General features: G+C 29.8%; 18 protein-coding genes, 1 pseudogene and 1 riboswitch. Of the genes and pseudogenes, 18 read left to right on the top strand and 1 reads right to left on the bottom strand.

The window, feature by feature from the left end:
- From ABFX13_RS08900 to fabZ, 12 genes are all read left to right on the top strand, one after another.
- Complete coding sequence (locus ABFX13_RS08900) at positions 1 to 1,083, top strand: 3-methyl-2-oxobutanoate dehydrogenase subunit VorB (protein ID WP_346045090.1); 1,083 nt, start codon at positions 1 to 3, stop codon at positions 1,081 to 1,083.
- Positions 1,083 to 1,835, top strand: coding sequence for a thiamine pyrophosphate-dependent enzyme (locus ABFX13_RS08895; RefSeq protein ID WP_346045088.1), 753 nt, complete (start codon positions 1,083 to 1,085; stop codon positions 1,833 to 1,835). Before ABFX13_RS08900 ends, ABFX13_RS08895 begins: the two co-directional genes overlap by 1 nt.
- Position 1,836: 1 nt before the next feature.
- The gene (locus ABFX13_RS08890) at positions 1,837 to 2,397 is read left to right on the top strand and encodes a 2-oxoacid:ferredoxin oxidoreductase subunit gamma family protein (RefSeq protein ID WP_346045086.1); all 561 of its coding nucleotides are present in this window, start codon (positions 1,837 to 1,839) and stop codon (positions 2,395 to 2,397) included.
- A 175-nt stretch (positions 2,398 to 2,572) separates the two neighbouring features.
- Positions 2,573 to 3,919, top strand: coding sequence for a phosphoglucosamine mutase (glmM, locus tag ABFX13_RS08885; RefSeq protein WP_346045084.1), 1,347 nt, complete (start codon positions 2,573 to 2,575; stop codon positions 3,917 to 3,919).
- Positions 3,920 to 4,167: 248 nt separating this feature from the next.
- Entirely contained in the window at positions 4,168 to 5,994 is a 1,827-nt protein-coding gene (glmS, locus tag ABFX13_RS08880; protein ID WP_346045082.1) for a glutamine--fructose-6-phosphate transaminase (isomerizing), read from the top strand.
- A 145-nt stretch (positions 5,995 to 6,139) separates the two neighbouring features.
- Positions 6,140 to 6,886: a YwmB family TATA-box binding protein gene (locus ABFX13_RS08875; RefSeq protein WP_346045079.1), complete on the top strand. Its 747-nt coding sequence runs from the start codon at positions 6,140 to 6,142 to the stop codon at positions 6,884 to 6,886.
- Positions 6,887 to 6,910: 24 nt separating this feature from the next.
- Positions 6,911 to 8,164 carry a UDP-N-acetylglucosamine 1-carboxyvinyltransferase gene (gene murA, locus ABFX13_RS08870; RefSeq protein WP_346045077.1) on the top strand — a complete coding sequence of 418 codons (1,254 nt, stop codon included), beginning with the start codon at positions 6,911 to 6,913 and terminating at the stop codon, positions 8,162 to 8,164.
- Positions 8,165 to 8,238: 74 nt separating this feature from the next.
- A complete protein-coding gene (gene spoIID, locus ABFX13_RS08865; RefSeq protein ID WP_346045075.1) occupies positions 8,239 to 9,261 on the top strand; it encodes a stage II sporulation protein D in 1,023 nt (340 codons plus the stop codon).
- A 142-nt stretch (positions 9,262 to 9,403) separates the two neighbouring features.
- Complete coding sequence (locus tag ABFX13_RS08860; protein ID WP_346045073.1) at positions 9,404 to 10,084, top strand: peptidoglycan DD-metalloendopeptidase family protein; 681 nt, start codon at positions 9,404 to 9,406, stop codon at positions 10,082 to 10,084.
- A gap of 97 nt (positions 10,085 to 10,181) precedes the next feature.
- Positions 10,182 to 10,448 (top strand): sporulation transcriptional regulator SpoIIID, encoded by a 267-nt coding sequence (gene spoIIID, locus ABFX13_RS08855; RefSeq protein WP_021122079.1) that lies wholly within the window; start codon positions 10,182 to 10,184, stop codon positions 10,446 to 10,448.
- A gap of 104 nt (positions 10,449 to 10,552) precedes the next feature.
- On the top strand, positions 10,553 to 11,593 hold the full coding sequence (gene mreB, locus ABFX13_RS08850; RefSeq protein ID WP_346045070.1) for a rod shape-determining protein: 1,041 nt from the start codon (positions 10,553 to 10,555) through the stop codon (positions 11,591 to 11,593).
- Positions 11,594 to 11,600: 7 nt separating this feature from the next.
- On the top strand, positions 11,601 to 12,029 hold the full coding sequence (fabZ, locus tag ABFX13_RS08845) for a 3-hydroxyacyl-ACP dehydratase FabZ (protein ID WP_346045068.1): 429 nt from the start codon (positions 11,601 to 11,603) through the stop codon (positions 12,027 to 12,029).
- Between the two features lie 51 nt (positions 12,030 to 12,080).
- On the opposite strand, the gene yyaC is transcribed toward fabZ, so the two are convergent.
- Positions 12,081 to 12,590, bottom strand: a complete 510-nt coding sequence (gene yyaC, locus ABFX13_RS08840) for a spore protease YyaC (RefSeq protein ID WP_346045066.1) — start codon at positions 12,588 to 12,590, stop codon at positions 12,081 to 12,083.
- A gap of 139 nt (positions 12,591 to 12,729) precedes the next feature.
- Positions 12,730 to 12,835, top strand: a riboswitch (SAM riboswitch).
- A gap of 135 nt (positions 12,836 to 12,970) precedes the next feature.
- Between yyaC and metK the strand changes: the two genes are divergently transcribed.
- The 6 genes and pseudogenes from metK (at position 12,971) to secA (ending at position 21,236) form a co-directional block, all read left to right on the top strand.
- Complete coding sequence (gene metK, locus ABFX13_RS08835; RefSeq protein ID WP_187006559.1) at positions 12,971 to 14,164, top strand: methionine adenosyltransferase; 1,194 nt, start codon at positions 12,971 to 12,973, stop codon at positions 14,162 to 14,164.
- A 132-nt stretch (positions 14,165 to 14,296) separates the two neighbouring features.
- On the top strand, positions 14,297 to 16,525 hold the full coding sequence (recD2, locus tag ABFX13_RS08830) for an SF1B family DNA helicase RecD2 (RefSeq protein ID WP_346045063.1): 2,229 nt from the start codon (positions 14,297 to 14,299) through the stop codon (positions 16,523 to 16,525).
- A pseudogene (locus ABFX13_RS08825) lies at positions 16,521 to 16,682 on the top strand (double zinc ribbon domain-containing protein); the annotation flags it as partial. The gene recD2 and the pseudogene ABFX13_RS08825, both read left to right, overlap by 5 nt.
- 168 nt (positions 16,683 to 16,850) lie before the next feature.
- Positions 16,851 to 17,270 (top strand): ComF family protein, encoded by a 420-nt coding sequence (locus ABFX13_RS08820; protein ID WP_346045061.1) that lies wholly within the window; start codon positions 16,851 to 16,853, stop codon positions 17,268 to 17,270.
- Between the two features lie 618 nt (positions 17,271 to 17,888).
- Positions 17,889 to 18,440, top strand: a complete 552-nt coding sequence (hpf, locus tag ABFX13_RS08815; RefSeq protein ID WP_346045059.1) for a ribosome hibernation-promoting factor, HPF/YfiA family — start codon at positions 17,889 to 17,891, stop codon at positions 18,438 to 18,440.
- Between the two features lie 123 nt (positions 18,441 to 18,563).
- Positions 18,564 to 21,236 (top strand): preprotein translocase subunit SecA, encoded by a 2,673-nt coding sequence (secA, locus tag ABFX13_RS08810; RefSeq protein ID WP_346045056.1) that lies wholly within the window; start codon positions 18,564 to 18,566, stop codon positions 21,234 to 21,236.
- Positions 21,237 to 21,239 lie beyond the last annotated feature (3 nt).

Below are 21,239 nucleotides of genomic sequence, written 5' to 3'. Positions count from 1 at the left end.
ATGGCTAAGATACTTATGAAAGGTAACGAAGCGATAGGAAAAGCAGCTATGGAAGCTGGTTGTAAGTATTTCTTTGGATATCCAATAACACCACAAAATGAGTTGCCAGAATATATGTCTAGAGAATTACCAAAGAACGAAGGGGTATTTGTTCAAGCAGAATCAGAAGTATCTGCTATAAATATGGTTTATGGAGCTGCTGGTGCAGGAGCTAGAGTTATGACTTCGTCATCTTCTCCTGGAATAGCTTTAAAGCAAGAAGGTATAACTTATATAGCAGGAGCAGAACTTCCATGCGTTATAGTTAATATAATGAGAGGTGGCCCAGGTCTTGGAGGAATACAACCATCTCAAGCTGACTATTTTATGTCAACAAGAGGTGGAGGTAACGGAGATTATAGAACACCAGTATATGCTCCAGCAACTGTACAAGAAGCAGTTGATATGGTAATGGAAGCGTTTGAAGTTGCTGATTATTACAGAACTCCAGTTATGGTAGTTGGAGATGGTATGATAGGTCAAATGATGGAACCTGTAGAATTTAATGCACCTAAAAAAAGAGATTTAGCTCCAAAAACTTGGGCAAGTGTTGGAACTAAAATGGAAAGAAAGCCAAATATAATAAACTCTTTATACTTAGATCCTAAAGCTTTAGAAGATCACTGTATAAATTTAGAAGCTAAATATAAAGAAATAGAAAAAAATGAAACTGATTATGAAATGTATAAAACAGAAGATGCTGAAATAGTTTTTGTTGCATATGGAACTACTTCAAGAATCGTTAAAAATACAATAGAATCATTAAGAGAAGAAGGAATAAAAGCTGGACTTATAAGACCTAAAACTTTATGGCCATTCCCATTTGAAGCATTTAACCAAATACCACAAGCTAAAAATATATTAACTGTGGAAATGAGTATGGGGCAAATGGTAGAAGATGTTAGATTAGCTATAGAAGGTAGATTACCAGTACATTTCTATGGAAGAACTGGTGGTATGATACCATCACCAGCAGAGATAGCTGATAAAGCTAGACAAATAGTTGAAGATTCTCAAGAAGTAGCTATGGGAGGTGCTAGATAATGACAGTTGTATTCAAAAAAACTCAAGGACTAACAGATAAACATACTCACTACTGTCCAGGGTGTACACATGGAATAATACACAGAATAGTTGCAGAAGTATTAGAAGAGTTAGGAGTATTAGGAGATGCTATAGGTGTTGCACCTGTTGGATGTTCAGTTTTAGCTTATGATTATTTTAACTGTGATATGCAAGAAGCATCTCATGGTAGAGCACCAGCTGTTGCGACTGGAATAAAGAGAGTTCATCCTGATAAAGTAGTTTTCACTTATCAAGGTGATGGAGATTTAGCATCAATAGGTACAGCTGAAATAGTTCATGCTGCTGCTAGAGGAGAAAAATTTACAACTATATTTGTAAATAATGCTATATATGGAATGACTGGTGGACAAATGGCACCAACTACCTTAGTAGGGCAAAAAGCTACTACAGCTCAAAGCGGAAGAGATATTAACTTACAAGGAGCTCCTATAAGAATAGCAGAGATGTTAGGAACATTAGATAGAGCTGTATTTGTAGAAAGAGTTTCAGTAGATACTCCAGCTAACGTAAGAAAAGCTAAAAAAGCTATAAAAAAAGCATTTGAAGTACAATTAGCTGGTCTTGGATTTGGTATAGTAGAAGTTTTATCTACTTGTCCAACAAACTGGGGATTAACACCTCAAAATTCATTACAATGGCTAAGAGATAATATGATGCCATATTATCCAATAGGAAACATTAAAGATGTTAAAGTTGAGGAGGCGAAGTAATATGGCTACAGAAAGAGTAATATGTGCAGGATTTGGTGGTCAAGGTGTTATGTCTATGGGACAATTACTTACTTATGCAGGGATGCTTGAGGAGAAAGAAGTTTCATGGTTACCTTCATACGGACCAGAAATGCGTGGAGGAACAGCTAACTGTTCAGTAACAATTTCTGATATACCAGTAGGATCTCCAGTTATAACTGATGATGCAACTTGTGCTATAGTAATGAATTTACCTTCCCTTGATAAATTTGAAAAAGATGTTATTCCTGGTGGAAAAATTTTAGTAAATAGTTCATTAATCGAGAAAAAAGTAGAAAGAGAAGATATAAAAGCTTATTATATACCAGCTAATGAAATAGCTTTAGAACTTGGTAATCCAAGAGTTGCTAATATGATAATGCTAGGAGCATACTTAGAATTAAATAAATGTGTAGAAGTTGAATCAGTATTAGAAGCTTTCAAAAAAGTTTTTGGACCAAGTAAAGAGAAGTTTGTTCCATTAAATAAAGAAGCGTTAATGAAAGGTGCAGAAGCTGTACAAAATAAAGAAGCACTTGCATAATTTTAAATATATGAAAAAAATATAAAAAGTGACATAAAAAAGACAATAGTATTTAAACTATTGTCTTTTTTTGATAAACATATTACAATATCAATTATGAACTAAAGATTTAACCTGAACATAATATAAGATTATATTCAAGTTAAATCTTTATTGTTGGAAGGAGTATTTTAAGATGAGAAAATATTTTGGAACTGACGGAGTAAGAGGAATAGCTAATACAGAATTAAACTGTGACCTTGCATATAAACTAGGTAGAGCTGGCGGATATGTTTTAACTAAGGGGAAAGAAAAAGTTAAGGTTGTAGTTGGAAAAGATACTAGAGTATCTGGGGATATGCTAGAATCTGCTCTTATAGCTGGACTTATGTCAGTTGGATGCGATATAATAACTGTTGGGGTTATACCAACACCAGGGGTTGCTTATTTAACTAAATACTATAATGCTGACTGTGGAGTAGTTATATCAGCATCACATAACCCTGTTGAATATAATGGAATAAAGTTTTTTAATGAATATGGATATAAATTAGATGATTCTATTGAATTAGAAATAGAAAAGTATATAGATGATATAGATAAAGTAGATGTTCATCCAACAGGAAGTAATGTTGGAAAAAAACTACACAAACATGATGCAGTTAGAGACTATGTTAACTACTTAAAAACAATAGTAAATGCAGACTTTAAAGGATTAAAGGTAGTATTAGACTGTGCTAATGGAGCATCTTATAAAGTTGCACCTATGGTTTTTGAAGAATTAGGAGCAGACGTTGTAGCAATAAATAATAATCCTGATGGAAATAATATAAATGATAAATGTGGATCAACACATCCAGAAAGCTTACAAGAAGCTGTAGTTAATCATAATGCGGATTTAGGGCTTGCATATGATGGAGATGCAGATAGACTTATTGCTGTAGATGAAAAGGGTCAAATAGTTGATGGAGACCATATAATGATATTAGGTGCCATCTATTTAAAGAAGCATAATAAATTAGCAAAAGATACTTTAGTTGTTACAGTTATGAGTAATATAGGATTAGTTATAGCAGCTAAAGAAAATAATATAAATTTAGCTACTACTTCTGTAGGAGATAGATATGTATTAGAAGAAATGAAAAATAGTGGATATAATTTAGGTGGAGAGCAATCAGGGCATATGATATTCTTAGATTATAACACTACAGGAGATGGAGTTTTAAGTTCTTTAATCTTAGCTCAAATAGTTAAAGAAGAAGGTAAAACTTTATCAGCTCTTGCATCAGTAATGACTCAATACCCACAAGTATTAGTAAATGCAAGGATTAAAAATGAAAATAAAAACAGATATATGGAAATACCAGAGATAAAATCTGAAATAGAAAGAATAGAAAAACTAATGGATGGTTCAGGTAGAGTTTTAATAAGACCATCTGGAACAGAACCATTAGTAAGAGTTATGTTAGAAGGTAAAGATGAAGGTCAATTAAAAGAATTAGCTACAAATTTAGCTAATCTAATACAAGAGAAATTATCATAATTTGAAAAGCGAATACTGAGAAATTTCGTAGTATTCGCTTTACAAGCGCCAGAACTTAGATTGAAAATTTGGGTCTGAGTTGACGAGGACAGAGTTTATCGAAGTGTCGGCGGATGCTCTGCGGTGTGTTTACCATCGGAAAGTTTTTACAAAACATGTAAGTAATTACATGTACAAAATAAAGCTTATGTAAACTGACCTGAATCTTAAAAATATATATAAATAATATTTTTAGGAGGACACAAAATATGTGTGGTATAGTTGGATATTTAGGAAATAGAATGGCTACGGAAGTTTTAGTAGAAGGACTTTCTAAGCTTGAGTACAGAGGGTATGATTCAGCAGGTGTTGCAATAAACACTGGAGATGAATTAGAAATAAGAAAATTCAAAGGTAGGTTAGCTATTTTAGCTGAAGATTTACAAAAAAACCCTATAAAAGGTGGATTAGGTATAGGACATACAAGATGGGCAACTCATGGAGAACCATCAGATGTAAACTCACATCCTCACTTTAATATGGATAAAACAATAGCTGTTGTTCACAATGGTATAATAGAAAACTACATTGAATTAAAAGAAGAATTACAAGCTGAAGGTGTAAAATTCTTATCTCAAACAGATACAGAAGTTGTTGCACATTTAGTTGATAAATACTATGAAGGTAATTTACTAGATGCAGTATATAAAGCTACTCAAAGATTAAGAGGTGCTTATGCATTAGGTGTTATATGCAAGGACAACAATCAAGAATTAGTTTCAGTTAGAAAGGATAGTCCTTTAGTAGTTGGTCTTGGAGAAGGTGAAAACTTTATAGCATCAGATATACCTGCAATATTAAAATATACAAGAAAAGTATATTTCTTAGAAAATGGAGAATTTGTTCATATAGTAGGAGATAAGGTTACTGTTTTAAATGAAAATAGAGAAGTTGTTGATAAAAAAGTAAACGAAATAACTTGGGATGTAGAAGCTGCATCAAAAGGTGGATATGAACATTTCATGTTAAAAGAAATATATGAACAACCTAATGGAGTTAAAGAAACATTAGTAAGAAGATTAAATGAAAATGGAGAAATTCATTTAGATGATATAAAAATGACTAAAGAAGATTTAGATAATATAAATAGAGTTTATATAGTAGCATGTGGTACAGCTTATCATGCAGGTCTTGTAGGAAAATTTGCTATAGAAAAGTTTGCTAAAATACCAGTTATAACTGATATAGCTTCAGAATTTAGATATAGAGATCCATTTATAGATGATAAGACTTTATTAATATTAGTAAGTCAATCAGGAGAAACTGCAGATACTTTAGCATCTTTAAGATATGCTAAAGAAAGAGGAGCAAGAATATTATCAGTAACTAATGTTGTTGGATCATCAATAGCTAGAGAATCTGATGATGTATTCTATACTTGGGCAGGTCCTGAAATATCAGTTGCTTCTACAAAGGCTTATACAACTCAATTAGTATCTTTTTATATGATAGCTTTAGATTTTGCTATAAAGAAAGGTACTATAACTAAAGAGTATTATAATGAAATGATAGAAAAATTAAAAGAAATGCCTTTAAAAGTAGAAGAAGCATTAAAACAAGAAGACTATATAAAAGAAATAGCTAAAACTTTAAAAGAAAAGCATAGTGCTTTCTATTTAGGTAGAGGTCTAGATTATAATATAGCTATGGAAGGTGCTCTAAAAATAAAAGAAATATCTTATATACATGCTGAGGCATTCGCTGCTGGAGAATTAAAGCACGGTACAATAGCATTAATAGAAAAAGGTACTCCTGTTATAGCAATAGCATCTCAAGAAGCTTTATTTGAAAAGATGGTTTCTAATATGGAAGAAGTTAGAGCTAGAGGAGCATATGTTATAGCTATTGCTCAAGAGAAAAACAAAGAAGTTGAAAAAGCTGCTGACGAGGTAATATATATACCTAATGTTGAGGATGTATTATCAAGTATATTAACAGTTTTACCACTTCAATTATTATCTTACTACGTTGCAGTTGAAAGAGGTTGTGATGTAGATAAGCCTAGAAACTTAGCTAAATCAGTTACAGTTGAATAAGATAGCAAATAAAAGCCTATGTAATTGCATAGGCTTATTTTATAGTGAATACATTTTTAAATTGATAAATTGCAAATAGTATAATCTTCTATTTTACGTTAATAATTATAAATATGAATTAAATGAAATCTAGGGGGTATATACTATGAAGAAAATATTAATTACAATAAGTTTAGTATTTATGTTTTTACTAGGGTTATTTGTTTGTTATGGAGAATCAAAAAATAGTTCAGAAAATAATGGGTATCTACAAATGATAAATTCTTTTGAAAATACGAATAGTGAATTTAAGTTTTATAATATTAAAGCAAATGCTTATTTAGATAAATCTTTAAATAAAGAAGAAATGAAAAATATATGTGTGGATATTATTTCCATGCTTGGTTTAGAAGAGTCTCAATTAAAGTGGATAGAGAGTAAAAAGAAGGCTCAAAGTCAGGTATATGCACAAATAGAAGAAAAAAATAAAAATATATCTATAATTGTTGCAAATAAAAGCAAAAATGAGTCATATATTATAGTTGACATATTAGAAAATAAAGTATATAAAGATATAGTGGATATTTATACAGTTCTAGAAACTACTTTAAACAGCTATTGTAAAAGGGTTGATGTTTATACATGTTTAGCTGGAGAATATAAAAAAAAGTTACAACTATATAAATATGATGATATTTTGAAAAAAATATTATATAATATGAATGCTAAAGAAATAGATAGGGTAGAAGAGGAAAATTTTATGTCAGTTACAGCTTTTAGTAAAGCTATAAAAACTGATTACTTAGATTATTTGGGAAATAAGGTAAATTTAAATATAGGAATTAGGTATAGTGAAAATGAAGAAAAAACAATGATTTATATCGCTACGCCTATAATAAAATTAGATTATTAATAAGATTATGAGGAGAAAAGTAAAATGGCAAAAATTTTAGTGAAAAAGAGTAATCCACTTGTAGGAAATGTTAAAATAGACGGGGCGAAAAATGCAGTACTACCAATAATAGCAGCAACTTTATTAGCAGATGGAAAATCTGTATTAAAAGGGGTTCCTAACTTAAAAGATGTTCATGTAATATCTGATTTATTAAGACATTTAGGGGCAAAAGTTGAATATAAGGATTGTACACTAACGGTAGATGCAAGTGAAATAAAAACTTGTGAAGCTCCATATGAACTTGTAAGAAAAATGAGAGCATCATTCCTAGTGATGGGACCACTATTAGCAAGATTTAATCATACTAAAATATCTATGCCAGGGGGATGTGCAATAGGTACGAGACCAATTGATTTACATTTAAAAGGATTTAAAGCATTAGGGGCAAATGTAATAATAGATCATGGGTTTGTAGAAGCAAATACTGAAAAATTAGTAGGAAGTAAGTTATACTTAGATTTTCCATCAGTAGGAGCTACAGAAAATATAATAATGGCAGCTGCATTAGCAGAAGGTACTACTATAATAGAAAATGCAGCAGAAGAGCCAGAAATAGTTGACTTAGCTAATTTCTTAAATGAAATGGGAGCTAATGTTAAAGGTGCAGGAACTAACACAATCAGAATAAAAGGAGTTAAGTCATTAAAAGGAGCAGAACATACTGTTATACCAGATAGAATAGAAGCTGCAACATATATGGTAGCAGCAGCTATGACAAAAGGAGATATAACTATAGAAAATGTAATGATGGAACACTTAAAGCCTGTTGTAGCTAAATTAAAGGAAGCTGGTTGTGAAGTAATAGATATGGAAAATGCAGTTAGAGTAAAAGGTCCTGAGGTATTAAAACCAATAGATATAAAAACTTTACCTCATCCAGGATTCCCAACAGATGTTCAAGCGCAATTTATGGCTATGGCTACAATTGCCAACGGTACAGGTGTAGTTATAGAAACTGTATTTGAAAATAGATTTATGCATGTAGCAGAATTTAATAGAATGGGAGCTAACATAAAGATAGAAGGCAGAAGTGCTATAGTTACAGGAGTAGATAAATTATATGGATCTAAAGTAAAAGCTACAGATTTAAGAGCAGGAGCAGCTTTAATATTATGTGGACTTATAGCAGAAGGTGAAACTGAAGTAGGAGATATATATCACATACAAAGAGGATATGTGGATATAGATAAGAAAATCCAAGCATTAGGTGGAAACATAGAAATAATTGAAGATTAATATTTAGTAATAATTACATAGGGTTGTTCATAAAATTTATTGATTAGAAGTATTTATCTAAGGAGGAAAATTTTATGAAGAACCCTTTATTAGTTTTAGCTAGTACAGTGCTAGTTACAGTAGCGATACCAGTTTTTATATCTGTATTTACTTATGATTCAGATTTAAAACAAAATGATAACTCTATAAATCAATTTAACATTAAATCTAAAGGAACTAAAAAAATAATAAATTATGAAACTGTAAATAAAGAATCGCCTAATATAAAAGTTTATAACCATAAAAAAGGACAAGTTGAAAATATAGATATAGAAGATTATCTATGTAGTGTACTTGCAGGAGAGATGTCACCTGAATTTAATATAGAAGCATTAAAATCACAAGCTGTAGCAGCAAGAACATTTACGATATATAATAAAAATACTAATAAGCACAAAAATGCAGATGTATGTACAGATTATAAACATTGTCAGGAATATAAAAGTAAAGAAGAATTATTAAATAAAAATGGACAAGAATGGATGGATAAATATTATAAAAAAATACAGCAAGCTGTTAAAGAAACAAAAGGACATATAATTGTTTATAATGATCAACCAATACTACCACTTTATTTTTCTACATCTTCTGGGAATACGGAAAATAGTGAAGAAGTGTTTAGTACTAAGTATCCGTACTTAAGATCTGTAAATAGTCCGTATGATAAAAGCGCACCTAAATATGCATCTAATATTAAGATAAACAACTCAGATTTTGTAAATATTATAAAAAAGAGTTATCCTAATATAAATATATCAGAAAGTAATTTATCTAAGAAAATTCGAATTAAAAATAGAAGCAAAGGTGGGTCGGTAAATCAAATTAAAGTTGGAAATAAAAATTTAACAGGTCGTGATATAAGGAATTTATTCGATTTAAATTCTGCTAATTTTGATTTGAAGTTTAATAAAGATTATGTAGACATTGTAGTAAAAGGATATGGTCATGGTGTAGGAATGAGTCAATGGGGAGCACAAGGAATGGCTAGTGAAGGGTATGCTTATTATGAGATTTTAAATCATTATTACTCAGGAACACAAATTAAAGATATATACTAAAACTCTAAACCAATCTAATTTTAGATTGGTTTAGAGTTTTTTTATTGTATAGCATATAAACATATAAAAACTGTATAAAAATAACAAAATAGGTACAAAATACAAATGTATGAAGATATATGAATATATTTGGAGGTGTGTCATGAAAAAGAAAAAACTATTAGAAAAAGATGGTTTTTATTTAGCTTTATTTGTATGTGTTTGTTTAGTAGCTATTGGAGGTGTTTGGTTTACAAAAAATAGTGTAGATAATTTAGCAACTAAAAGTGGTTTTTTAAATAATAAAGATAAAGTTGCAAAAGGTGATGAAGATGAAGAAATACATTTAATAGAAGAAGAGAAAAAAGTTGTACCTACTACTACTAACTCAAAAGAGAATTTAGAAAAAGCAAAGGAAAAAGAAGTTAGCAAACAAAGTGAAAGTAAACTTAATTATCTAGGTGAGAAAGTTATAAGAGAATATTCAGAAAAGGAACCAAGCTACTCAAGTACATTAGATGTTTGGGAAATACATAAAGGATTAGATGTACAAGCAAAGAAAGGAAGTAAAGTAAAAGCTTTAGTAAGTGGAAAAGTTACAGATATCTTTGAAGACCAGCAACATGGAGTATCAGTAAAAATAGAAGCAAAAGATAAAGTATCTGTTGTATATTCTAATTTAGATGAAAAAGTATATGTAAAAAAAGGACAAGAAATTAAAGATGGAGATGTTATAGGGAAAGTAGGAAATACTACAAGTGTTGAGAGTTTAGATGCTCCACATATTCATTTGACTGCAACAAAACATGGTAAATCTATAGATCCTATGACATTGATTAAATAAAAAATATAACAAGCTCAATCTAATTTGATTGGGCTTGTTATATTTTTTATTTAATTTACATATATATCACTAAGGCCAGATTTAAGGGGGGGAAGTTTTGAGATCTCACATAGAAGAAAGAGCTATAGTTGTTGCAAAGTATATATTAGAAAAGAAAACAACAGTTAGACAAACAGCTAAAACATTTGGTGTAAGTAAAAGTACTATACACAAAGATGTAACAGAACGATTGGAGGAAATTAACCCATCTCTTGCCAAAGAGGTTAAAATGGTTTTAGAAAAAAATAAATCAGAAAGACATATCAGAGGTGGAATGGCAACGAAACAAAAATATGAAATTAAATGTGACAAAAATGTAGGTTAATATACCTACATTTTTTCTTGACTTAAAAGTAGTTTTTGTATATTTTGTATGTAGAGTATTTAAATTAACGAATAGTTTATAGAAATAAAAAGGAGTTGAAATAGATGGCTAAAGGAGCTGACATTGGCATAGACTTAGGGACGGCGAATGTTTTTGTATATGTCAACGGTAAGGGGATAGTTTTAGAAGAACCTTCTGTTGTTGCTATAGAAAAAAGATCAAAGAATGTTTTGGCTGTAGGATCTGAGGCTAGAAGAATGATAGGAAGAACACCTGGAAATATAGTAGCTATAAGACCTTTAAAAGATGGAGTAATATCTGATTATAATATAGCTGAAAAAATGTTAAGTTATTATGTGAACAAAGTTGTAGAAAAAAAGGGATTTTCTAGATTTTTTATGCCGAGAATAATGGTATGTGTTCCAAGTGGAGTAACAGAAGTAGAAAAAAGGGCTGTAGAAGAAGCGACTAGACAAGCTGGAGCTAGAGATGTATATATAATTGAAGAAACCATAGCAGCAGCCATAGGCGCTGGAATAGACATATCTAGAGCTGATGGAAATATGATTATCGATATAGGCGGAGGAACAGTAGATATGGCTGTAATATCTTTAGGTGGAGCTGTAGTGAGTGAATCTATAAAAATGGGTGGAGACAGATTTGATGAATATATAGTTTCGTATATTAGAAAACATCATAACTTACTTATAGGAGATAGAACTGCTGAGCAAATAAAAATAAATATTGGGACAGCTTATCCTAGAGAAGAAGACGTAACTATGGATGTTAGAGGTAGAAACTTAATAACTGGGCTTCCACAAAAAATATCTATAAATTCATCTGAAATATTAGAAGCTTTAGAAGATGGTGTCAATCAAATTGTTTCTACGGTTTGTGCTGTACTTGAAAAAACACCACCAGAGTTAGCTGCAGATATAAGTGATTCAGGAATTATAATGACGGGTGGAGGATCTTTAATATATGGTTTAGATAAAAAGATAGAAGAAAAAACTGGAATAAAGGTAAAAATAGCAGAGGATCCTTTGACATGTGTAGCTAAAGGAACAGGACAAGCACTTTCAACATTAGATTTATTAGAGATAGGTGGAACAGTACCATTTAAAAGAAAAATAAATAAAGGATGATTTTAATATGTTAAATATAGATCAAATAAAAGAATTAATACCTCATAGATATCCATTTTTACTTGTAGATAAAATCTTAGAATTAGAAGTTGGGAAAAAAGCTATAGGTATAAAAAATGTAAGTGCAAATGAACCATTTTTCCAAGGTCATTTTCCAGAATATCCTATAATGCCAGGTGTTTTAATAGTAGAAGCTATGGCACAAGTTGGAGCGATTGCTATGATGTCAGTAGAAGAAAATAAAGGTAAATTAGGTGTGTTTGCGGGAATAGATAAAGTTAGATTTAAAAAAGAAGTTAGACCTGGAGATACTTTAAAAATGGAAGTAGAAATGATTTCAATAAAAAGAAGTATAGGAAAAGCAAAAGCTAGTGCATATGTAGATGAAGAATTAGTATGTAGTGGGGAATTAATGTTTGCATTAGTTCAAAAATAAAGAAGCTATATAAGATATAGCTTCTTTATTTTTATATAATAAGGGGATAAGTTAAGTTGAAAGTATTAAAGATAATGCTATTATTTCAGACATTTCTAAAATAAAGCTTAGTCGTATGTTGTTAAAAGAAAATTTGTTATTTTCATCAACTTTATCGACGATACCGACTATAGAATAATTGCCGATTTCTGGTAGTTTTTTTCCCACTCCTTTTCCAGGAAGAATAGGGCCTTTTCTTATTTGTAGATTTCCTATATTATTTTTTGAACCTAAACAAGCGTCTATAGCTAAAAAATTACCCTTGGGATGTTTTTTCTTTATAGACTGTAGAGATTCATATATATTTAAGGCATGAATAGGTTTATCTAAAGTACCATAAACAGGATATTTATAATTGCTGTTTTTTAACATCGTTCCAACTAAAGGGCCTAAAGAATCGCCTATAGCTCTGTCGGTGCCTATACAAACTATAACCGTATTCTCATCAATTATATCTTTTAATGTATCGCTAAGAACTTGAACAACACTATCTTTTTTGTAGTTTACTTTAGCCAAATACATGGGAACATCCCCCCTTACAATAAATATATGAAAATTATAAAAAAAAATAACAAGTAAAATTTTAAGAAATATATTGATAAGAAGTTTTAATAGTAGTATAATCATACGTATAAAATAAAAGTTAATAAATTTCTTAATTACCTTATTAAGAGAGGTGGAGGGACAGGCCCTGTGAAACCCAGCAACCATTCCGAATGGAAAAGGTGCTAATTCCTACAAGATATTTATATCTTGAAAGATGAGGTTAGTTAGTTATTGATGAATATAATTAACCTCTTCTTAAAAAGAAGAGGTTTTTTTAATATCAAAAAAAACTATACAAACATAAAACTAAGGTAATGGAGATAAGTTAAAATATAAATGTATAGGAGGGTAATTAAATGGCAAAACATTTATTTACATCAGAATCAGTTACAGAAGGGCATCCAGATAAAATATGTGACCAAATATCAGATGCAATACTAGATGCGTTATTAGAAAAAGATCCACTAGCAAGAGTTGCTTGTGAAACTACAGTTACTACAGGATTAGTATTAGTTGCGGGAGAAATAAGTACTAATACATATGTTGATATACCAAAATTAGTTAGAAATACAATTAAAGAAATAGGATATACTAGAGCTAAATATGGATTTGATGGAGAGACTTGTTCTGTTATAACAGCTATAGATGAACAATCAGGAGATATAGCTATGGGAGTAGATGAAGCTTTAGAAAATAGAAGCGGAGAAATAACAGAAGATGAAATAGAAAAAATAGGAGCTGGAGACCAAGGTATAATGTTTGGTTTTGCTTGTAATGAAACTGAAGAATTAATGCCACTTCCAATATCTCTTGCTCATAAATTATCAAGAAGATTAACAGAAGTTAGAAAAAGTGGAGAATTAGAATACCTAAGACCAGATGGGAAAACTCAAGTAACTATTGAGTACGATGGAAATAAGGCTGTTAGAGTTCATACAGTTTTAATATCTACTCAACATTGTGAAACAGTAAGCAATGAAACTATAAGAAGAGACTTAATAGAAAAAGTTATAAAAGAAGTTATTCCTAGTGAATTACTAGATGATGAAACTAAGATATACATAAATCCAACAGGAAGATTCGTTATAGGAGGACCTCAAGGAGATACAGGTCTTACAGGAAGAAAAATAATAATAGATACTTATGGTGGATATTCTAGACATGGTGGAGGAGCTTTCTCAGGAAAAGACCCTACAAAAGTTGATAGATCAGCTGCATATGCAGCAAGATATGTTGCTAAAAATATAGTAGCAGCAGGACTTGCTGATAAATGTGAAATAGAATTAGCTTATGCTATAGGTGTTGCTAGACCTTTATCTGTATTTATAGACACTTTTGGAACAGGAAAAGTTAGTGAAGAAAAACTTGTTGAGTTAGTAAACAAGCATTTCGACTTAAGACCAGGAGCAATAATAAGAGATTTAGAATTAAGAAAACCAATGTATAAAAAAGTTGCAGCATATGGACACTTTGGTAGAACTGACTTAGATTTACCATGGGAAAGAACAGATAAAGCTGAAACTTTAAGAAGTGAAGCATTAGGTAAATAAAAATTTACTTTTTAATTGAAAAGATAAGAAGACTGTAATTTTACAGTCTTCTATTTTTTTTATAACTATTTACTTGTATAATAATAATAAATTATGTAAACGATAAAGTTAGTATTTTATAGGAGATTATTTATGGAAAAAATAGAAGGAATGATAAGCGATATTGTATTTAAAAATGAAGATAATGGTTATGTTATTGCACATTTGTCAAATGAAAATAATGATGTTGTAATAGTTGGATGTATGCCGACTCTAACAGTTGGAGAGAGCATAGAGGTTGAGGGCAAATGGGTAAATCATAAAACTTATGGGACTCAGTTTGAAGTTAGTAGTTTTATGCCTGTTACTCCATCTTCCATAGAAGGTATATATGTTTATTTATCTTCTGGAATGATAAAAGGGATAGGAGAAAAAATGGCTAAAAGGATAATTGATAAATTTGGGGTTGATACATTAGATATAATTCAAAATTCTCCTCAAAGATTATCTGAAGTTGAAGGTATAGGTACTAAAAAGATAGAGCAAATAGCCAAAAGTTATGAAGATGATAGAGAGCTAAGAAATATAATAATTAAATTATCTCCTTATGGAATAACTCCTAATTTTTGTTTGAAAATATATAAAAAGTATAAAAACAAGGCAATAGATGTTATAAGTAAAAATCCATATAAACTAGCAGAGGATGTTAGAGGTATTGGATTTAAAGTAGCTGACAAAATAGCAGCAAATTTAGGAATAGATAAATACTCAAAAGATAGAATAATGCAAGGAGTTTTATATACACTTAATCAATCTTTAGCTAGTGGTCATACTTATTTACCTAAAGATATATTAGTAGAAGAAACCAGTAAGCTTTTGGGAATAGATAAAGAATATATCTTAGATTCTATTTTGAATCTAGCATATGATCAAAAAATTCATATTGAAAGAAATCTTGGGAACACAGAACATATATATTTAATTCCTTATTATTTATCTGAAAATGGAGTATGTAAGCAAATTATAAAATTATCTCAGTCAGAGTTTAAAGATTTAAATATAGATATAGAAGAAGAAATAGAAAAAGTTGAAGAAGAAACGAATATAAAACTTGCTAAAAATCAAATTTTAGCTGTTAAAGAAGCTATAAATAGTGGATTAGTAGTAATAACTGGCGGGCCTGGAACAGGAAAAACTACTACTATAAATACAATAATAAAAGTATTTGAAAATAATAATCAAGAAGTGCTTTTAGCAGCTCCTACAGGTAGAGCTGCAAAAAGAATGAGTGAAACATCTAATAAAGAAGCTAAAACTATTCATAGATTATTAGAAATGGGATATGCTACGGATTCCGAAGAACTAGTATTTTTAAAAGATGAAGAAGATCCAATTAAAGCAGATGTGGTTATAGTAGATGAAGTATCTATGGTTGATGTTATTCTTATGTATAGTTTATTAAAAGCTATAAAACCAGGAACTAGATTAATATTAGTTGGAGATAGTGATCAGTTACCATCTGTAGGAGCAGGAAATGTTTTAAAGGATATAATAGATTCTGAAGTTATCAATGTTGTTAGATTAAATGAGATTTTTAGACAGGCACAAGAAAGTATGATAGTAGTTAATGCTCATAGAATTAATCAAGGGCTTCCACTACATTTAAATGTTAAAGGTAAGGACTTTTTCTTTATAAAAAAAGATACAAATGAAGAGATATTAAAAGAGATTGTGGGAATAGTAAGTGAAAGGCTTCCTAAATTTTATAAATTAGATAAATTAAAGGATATACAAGTGTTAGCACCTATGAGAAAGGGAGATTTAGGAGTATCAAATTTAAATATTGAGCTTCAAAAATATTTAAATAAAGAAGATAAGTATAAAGTAGAAGAAACTCTACAAAAGAGAATTTTTAGAGTTGGCGATAAAGTAATGCAAATAAAGAATAATTATACTAAAAAGTGGGAAACGGAAGATAAGAGTGAAAGTGGAGAAGGTATATATAATGGTGATATAGGTTATATTTATCATATAGATAAAGAGAATAAAATAATATATGTATTATTTGATCAAACAAAGATAGTGTCATATGAGTATTCAGAATTAGATGAGTTAGACCACAGTTTTTGTACTACTATTCATAAAAGCCAAGGAAGTGAATTTCCAGCTATAGTTATACCTGTAGCTTGGGCTCCTCCAATGTTATTAAATAGGAATTTGCTATACACAGCTGTAACTAGAGCTAAGAAATTAGTTGTATTAGTTGGAAATGTAAAGTATCTAGAGTATATGATTAAAAACAATAGGACTAATGATAGATACTCAAACTTAAGTAAAAAGCTAAATAGATTAAAAAAAGAAGGGCTGTTGGTAAAACATTAAATTAATAATACAAAAGCTAATAGATATTATATATCCGAGTAATATAAAATGTATTATATGTAATAAGCCAATAAGTAAAGATAATACTTATTCATTATGTAGAGATTGTTTTAAAGAACTTAATTTTATAAATGATGGATGTATAAAATGTGGAAAATCAATAATAAATCAATCGATAGAAGAGATTAGTCCAAAGGAATTACTTGATGGGTGTTTATCTTGTATAAATAAAACTTATTACTTTGATAAAGCCATAGGGTGTATTGAATATAATGAGTTTAGTAAAAAGATAGTATTTAAATTTAAATACAATGATAAAACCTTTATGGCAAAATATATAGCAAATATAATTAAAGATAAATTAGATAGTGAAAACATAAAATATGATTATATATTATATGTTCCACTACATAAAAAAAGAGAACGAAAAAGAGGTTTTAATCAATCCAAGTTAATAGCTAAGTATTTAGGGTGTCTGACAAATATAGAAGTATTAAATTGTATAAAAAGAAATAAAAATACATCTAGGTTATTTAATTTAAAAAATGAAGAAAGAATTAAAGAATTAAAAAATGCATTTACTGTGAATGATACAATAGGAGTTTGCAAGAATAAAAATATATTGTTAGTAGATGATATTTTTACGACAGGAAGTACTGTAAATGAAATATCTAAAATACTAAAAGGTAAAGAGGTAAATAATGTATATGTATGTACTTTATTAACAAAAATAAATTCTTATTGACATATACTTCTTAAGATATTAAAATAAATTAGTAATATATTAGGTCTGTGGTTGAAAGTTCATGCCAGTTGCAGGCGAAAGGACCCACGTAAGTTAATTCTAAAAATGGGATTAATGATCATGGTGCAGCTTAGAAGTAAGACCTGCCGACATTAAAGTCGAGAGAGTCAGTAGTGCGGCGAACCCAAGCGAAATCTCCAGCAGGCGAGTGTGGGGGCAAAGACCAGGTCAGCTAAAATATTACAAAAGTACCTTTATAGGTGCTTTTTTTTATCTAAAAACAAATTTCGTTAAATTTATTCGACAATATGACAGTAATAAACAAATTAATAACAAATAAACGTTAGTTCTGTGGATATAATTTTTAAAAAAAGTGTGTAAAATCAAATAATCTACTACTTATTAACAATCTTATTCACATTATCCACAGGATGTTTAATAAAATCAATCCACATATAGTTGATAATATAAAACAATTCGACAAAAAATAAATTTAATTAAATTGAATATTATAATTATAAGAAGCTAACAATAAAAATAAAGGAAATTGAATTTAATCATAGAAATATATACGTAAGTATAGTTTTATACTGGTATATTCTGAAGGGAGATGTTCTTATGAGAATAACAATATCTGGGAAACAAATGGAATTAACAGATGCTATAAAAGATGCAGTAGAAGAAAAATTAGAAAGATTAGATTACTACCTTCACCCAGAAACAGAAGTAAAAGTTACTGTAAGTGCTAAAAAAGCAAGACAAAAAGTAGAGGTAACTATAATACCTATAAGCGGACCTATAATAAGAGCAGAAGATACAGAAGAAAGTTTATATGCAGCTATGGATATTGTATATGATAAGCTTAATACACAATTAAGAAAATATAAAAAAAGAGTCCAAGATAGACATCAGTCAAATGAAAGTATAAGATTTAATCATATAGAGGATTTAAATGAGGAAGATATACAAGATGAAAATGAAAACTCTATAGATATTTCAATAGATAGACGTAAGAGATTTAGTATCAAACCAATGAGTCCGGAAGAAGCTGTGTTACAAATGGATTTATTAGGACATGATTTCTACATGTTTACAAATGCACAAACTGATGATATATCAATAGTATATAAGAGAAAAAATGGTGGATATGGAATAATAGAACAAGCATAGAATTAAATTTGATTATTAAAGCTATCGATAAAAATGAGTATCGGTAGCTTTTTAAATATAAAATATAATAGTTTTATGGTAAAATGTATATTATACATATTATGAACGAGGAGAGAATAGTATATGGGTTTATTAGATAACTTATTTAATATAGCAGATAAAAAAGAAATGAAGAAATTCAATAAAACAGTAGATGAAATAGATGCATTAGAACCTAAGTTTCAAGCCATGTCAGATAGTGAACTAAAGAATATGACAAATGTATTTAAGGAAAGACTTAAAAATGGAGAAACAGTAGATGACATATTAACTGAAGCATTTGCAGTTGCTAGAGAAGCTTCAAAAAGGGTTCTTGGAATGAGACAATATAGAGTTCAGCTTATAGGTGGAATAGTATTACACCAAGGAAGAATAGCTGAAATGAAGACTGGAGAAGGTAAAACTTTAGTTGCAACAGCTCCAGTTTATTTAAATGCATTAACTGGTAAAGGTGTACACGTAGTTACAGTAAATGATTACTTAGCAAAACGTGATAAAGAGCAGATGGGTAAAATTTATGAATTCTTAGGAATGACAGTAGGTGTTATAGTTCATGGACAAAACCCACAAGAAAGAAAGGCTCAATATGAGTGTGATATAACTTATGGTACAAATAATGAATATGGATTTGATTACCTAAAGGATAATATGGTAATACACAAAGAGCAAAAAGTACAAAGAGAATTAAATTATGCAATAGTGGATGAGGTCGACTCTATATTAGTAGATGAGGCTAGAACTCCCCTTATAATATCAGGTCCTGGAGATAAGTCGACTCATTTATATTCAGATGCAAATACATTTATACACACTTTAAAAGAAGATAATTATGAAATAGATGAAAAGCAAAAATCTGTATCTTTAACAGAAAGTGGTATACAAAAAGCAGAGGTTTATTTTGGGGTTGATAACATAACAGATATAGCTCATATAGAATTATTCCATCATATAAATCAAGCATTAAAAGCTCATAAAATAATGAAATTAGATGTAGATTATGTTGTTAGAGATGGAGAAATAGTTATAGTCGATGAATTTACAGGAAGACTTATGTTTGGTAGAAGATACTCAGAAGGATTACACCAAGCTATAGAAGCAAAAGAAGGATTAAGAATTCAAAGAGAATCTAAAACTTTAGCTACCATAACATTCCAAAACTATTTTAGAATGTATAATAAGCTATCAGGGATGACAGGTACAGCTAAAACAGAAGAAGAAGAGTTTAAAGCTATATATAAAATGGATGTTGTTCAAATACCAACTAACAAACCGATATTAAGAGAAGATTTATCTGATTCAGTTTATAAAAGTGAGTTAGGTAAGTTTAATGCAGTTGTAGAAGATATAATAGAAAGACATAAAAATAAGCAACCAGTTCTTGTTGGTACAGTATCGATTGAAAAATCAGAAGTATTATCTATGCTTTTAAAAAGAAAAGGTGTAAAACATGAAGTATTAAATGCTAAAAATCACCATAAAGAGGCAGAGATAGTAGCACAAGCTGGTAGATTAGGAGCTGTAACTATAGCAACTAATATGGCAGGGCGTGGTACTGACATTGTTTTAGGAGGTAACCCAGTATTTTTAACTAAAAAAGAAATGAAAAAAATGGGATACTCTGAGGAATTAATAAATACAGTTGACGCAGATATAGAAAGTTTAGGAATAGAATTAACAGAAGATATAGTAAAAGCTAAAGCTGATTATGATAAAATACTTAAAAAATATAAAGAGCAAACAGAACAAGAGCAAAATAAAGTTAGAGAAGCTGGTGGATTAGCTATAATAGGTACAGAAAGACATGAATCAAGAAGAATTGATAATCAGTTACGTGGTCGTGCAGGCCGTCAAGGAGATCCAGGTAGTTCAAGATTCTATATAAGTTTAGAAGATGAGCTTATGAGATTGTTCGGAAGTGAAAGAATTTCTGGAATGGTTGAAAAAATAGGATTAGATGATGAAACACCAATAGAAGCTAAAATGTTAACTAAATCTATTGAAAATGCTCAAAAGAAAGTTGAAGGTAGAAACTTTGGTATAAGAAAGCATGTACTTCAATATGATGATGTTATGAATAAACAAAGAGAAATCATATATGAGCAAAGAGGTCGTGTGTTAGAAGGTGAAAACTTACAAGAACAAATTCAAGCAATGATTCTATCGATAATAGAAGAATCATATGATATATACGTTACAGATCAAGGTTTAGATCTTCATGCATATAAAGAACATCTATATCATATGTTTATGCCTAAAGGAAGTTTAGAAGTTGAAAATTTTGAGAATATGAAAAAAGATGATCTTATAAATGCTGTATATGAAATAGCTAAAAAGATTTATAAAGAAAAAGAAGATATGGTTTCTCCTGAAAAAATGAGAGAAATAGAAAGGGTAATACTTCTTCAAGCAGTTGATTCTTATTGGATAGATCATATAGATGCTATGGATCAATTACGTCAAGGTATAGGGCTTAGAGCAATAGGTCAACAAGACCCTGTTGTAGCATACAAATTAGAAGGATTTGATATGTTTGACAATATGACAAAAGCTATAAAGGAAGATACTGTGAGATATTTATTTAACTTTACAGTGGAAGCACCTATAGAAAGAAAACAAGTAGTAGATGTGGATAAGATATCTTCAAACACTGATGAAGGACAAGGAAATAAGCCTGTAAAAAAAGGTGAAGAAATAGGAAGAAATGATGAGTGTCCTTGTGGAAGTGGAAAAAAATATAAAAAATGTTGTGGAAGATAATCT

Origin of the sequence: Paraclostridium tenue (genome assembly GCF_039521565.1) — a bacterium.
Lineage (GTDB): Bacteria > Bacillota > Clostridia > Peptostreptococcales > Peptostreptococcaceae > Paraclostridium > Paraclostridium tenue.
This window is presented reverse-complemented; position numbering and strand designations above follow the sequence as displayed.